General features: G+C 27.9%; 4 protein-coding genes. All 4 read left to right on the top strand.

Annotation, left to right across the window (positions count from 1 at the left end; translation table 11 throughout):
• Positions 1-604: response regulator transcription factor (locus Q0649_RS17320; protein WP_298844935.1), on the top strand; the 604-nt coding region annotated here is incomplete at its 5' end.
• Positions 604-1,977, top strand: coding sequence for an ATP-binding protein (locus Q0649_RS17315; RefSeq protein WP_298844933.1), 1,374 nt, complete (start codon positions 604-606; stop codon positions 1,975-1,977). The genes Q0649_RS17320 and Q0649_RS17315, both read left to right, overlap by 1 nt.
• Before the next feature lie 187 nt (positions 1,978-2,164).
• A complete protein-coding gene (locus Q0649_RS17310; protein ID WP_298844932.1) occupies positions 2,165-2,392 on the top strand; it encodes a helix-turn-helix domain-containing protein in 228 nt (75 codons plus the stop codon).
• Positions 2,393-2,598: 206 nt separating this feature from the next.
• The coding region (locus tag Q0649_RS17305) for an IS3 family transposase (RefSeq protein WP_298844931.1) at positions 2,599-2,887 on the top strand (289 nt) is incomplete at its 3' end.

Raw genomic sequence — 2,887 nt, 5'->3', positions numbered from 1 at the left:
TGTTTACGTTGCATTAAATGGATTAACTGGTATTGAAATATTTAAAGAAAACAAATTTGATTTGATAATACTTGATTTAATGTTGCCTGATATTAATGGGGAAGATATATGCAAAGCTATCAGGGAAACATCAGAGGTATATATATTCATGCTAACGGCAAAAGGATCATTAGAAGATAAAATAGAAGGACTTAATATTGGTGCAGATGAATATTTAGTTAAACTTTTTAGTCCGAGAGAACTTACAGCGAGAGTAAATGCTTTATTTAGAAGGTTTAATAACAATAATGCTTCAATTTTAAGTTTTGACAATGGCAATTTAATTATAAACACCGAGGAAAGGTCGGTAAAAGTGAAAAATATTACTATGATGCTTACACCAAATGAATTTGATATACTTTATACTCTTTCAATTAACAAGGGAATGGTATTAACAAGAGAACAATTAATTCGAAAAATATTTGGATTAGATTTTGAAGGTTATGATAGAACTATTGATGTTCATATTAAAAATTTAAGAAAGAAAATAGAGGAAGACAGTAAAAATCCGAAATATATAATAACAGTTATTAAAGCTGGTTATAAGTTTGGAGGTAATAATTAATGTATAGCATAAGAAAAAAGCTTAGCATTATTTTAGTTGCTAGCTCAATTATATCAATTTTATTAACTTCTCTATTTGTTAATTTAAGCATAAATAATACTTTTAACAAGTATTTGGCAGATAATCAAAAAAAAAGAGATAGTAGAATTGTAGAATATTTCCAAGAAGTTTACAAAAGGGATGGTAATTGGAGTAAAAGTTCTGGTTCAGAAATGATGCATGAGGCTTATATGAGTAATTATTGTTTAACCTTATTGGATAAAAATAAAAGAGAATTATGGGGAATGAACCCAAATGATATGAATGAGAAAGGACATCTAGCACGACTTAATTCAAGAAATGGCGTATACAGTTCAAACTATCATGAAGTGAAATTTGGTAAAAATATTGTAGGGTATGTTGTAATTGGTCAATATTCTTCAGTTTTATTATCTAACGATGATATTAATTTTAAAACTTCAGTAAATGTAAGTATAGCGATAAGTGTAATGACAACACTTATAATAACCATATTAATTAGTTTGTATATTTCAAAACAATTTTCAATTCCAATTAAGGCGGTATCTGATATGTCAGTCGATTTATCAAAAGGTGATTTTAACTCAAGGTCGAATAGTACAAGTAATATAACTGAAATTGAAAATCTTTTGACAAGTATAAATACACTTGGGGAGAATTTAGAACAGCAAGACTTATTAAGGAAAAGGCTTGTTTCTGATATATCCCATGAAATTAGAACACCATTAAATATTTTACAGAATAATTTAGAAGCTATGATTGATGGAGTGTTTCCAATAACTATAGAAAGATTAATTTCATTAAATGATGAAGTAATTAGGTTTGGTAAGTTACTAAATAATCTAAATACATTGAAGAAATTTGAGTCAGAGCAATTACCATTAATATGCGAATACATTGATATGAAAGAAGTTATTTATTCTGTATGTGAAGATTTTTCTTCAGTCTTAAAGGACAAAAACATTACGTTAAATTATAAAGTAAACAACAAAGTCAATTATATTATTCATGGTGACAAAGATAAGCTTAAACAAGTGTTTATTAATCTTATATCAAATGCAGTAAAATTCAATAAAAAAAATGGATATATAGATGTAGCTATAAGTAAAAGTAACTCTAAAGTAATAATTAATGTTAAAGATAATGGAATAGGAATAAAAGAAGAAGATTTACCATTTATATTTGAAAGGCTTTATAGAGGGGATAAAAGTAGACATGAAATTGAGGGCAATGGTATAGGATTAACCATAGTAAAAAATATACTATTAATTCATTCTGCATCAATAGAAGTAAAAAGTGAATTTGGTAAGGGTAGTGAATTTATTATCAAATTTGAAAAAGCAGAAAATATTTAATGGTAAGTAAAACTTTATTATTACTTACTGTTAAATATTGTTTAGCTCATTATCAGATTTATGTTATATTTCTACATAACTAAAAATGGCATACAATATAAGATTAATTGATATGCTCCCCTTAAAGTGAACCGCTCCCCTTTTATTGGACAAAGTATTATAATTATTTATAGAAGGGGTGATTTTTTTGAAAGTAAAATACACGCTTGAAAAGCGTTTAGAAATACTTGATGAATGGAAGAAAACCCATAATGGCTCACGCAATGCTCTAGCCAGAAAATATGATGTCGCTCCCCAAACAATAAGAGGATGGGAAAAAATTCAGGAGTTACATGGTGACGCTGCACTTGTACCTCGTAATGAAAAACGGAGAGGGCTCTTTACAATGAAAACGAACGTCTTAGTGCGGAGCTAGATTACACAAAAAAATTGAATGCCTTAATTCAATCCAGGCAAACACCAAAGAAAAGGTAACAGTAATCTATGAATTAAGGCATAAATACACAATCACACTACTTATACAAATAGCAAAAATACCACACAGTGTTTACTATTATTATATAAAACGAATGAATAGACCAGATAGGTATAAAAAAATAAAGTCAAAGATTATAAAACTCTTTGATAAAAATAAAAAAAGATATGGTTACAGGTATTACAGCGGAATTACACAAACTCGGATATATAATTAATCATAAGACAGTACTAAAATTAATGAATTCTCTAGGACTGTTCTGTTGTGTAAGAATGAAGAAATATAATTCTTATAAGGGTGATGTTGGGAAAATTGCACCTAACATATTAAACAGGAATTTTAAATCCGACAAACCTAATCAGAAATGGGTCACTGATATCAGTGAAATTTCATTTTGTGGGCAAAAAACATACTTATCAGTAATTCTGGATTTAT

Origin of the sequence: uncultured Clostridium sp. (assembly GCF_937920395.1) — a bacterium.
Taxonomy (GTDB): Bacteria; Bacillota; Clostridia; order Clostridiales; family Clostridiaceae; genus Clostridium_AD.
Note: the sequence above shows the minus strand (reverse complement) of the source record. Positions and strands in the feature narration are given on the sequence as shown.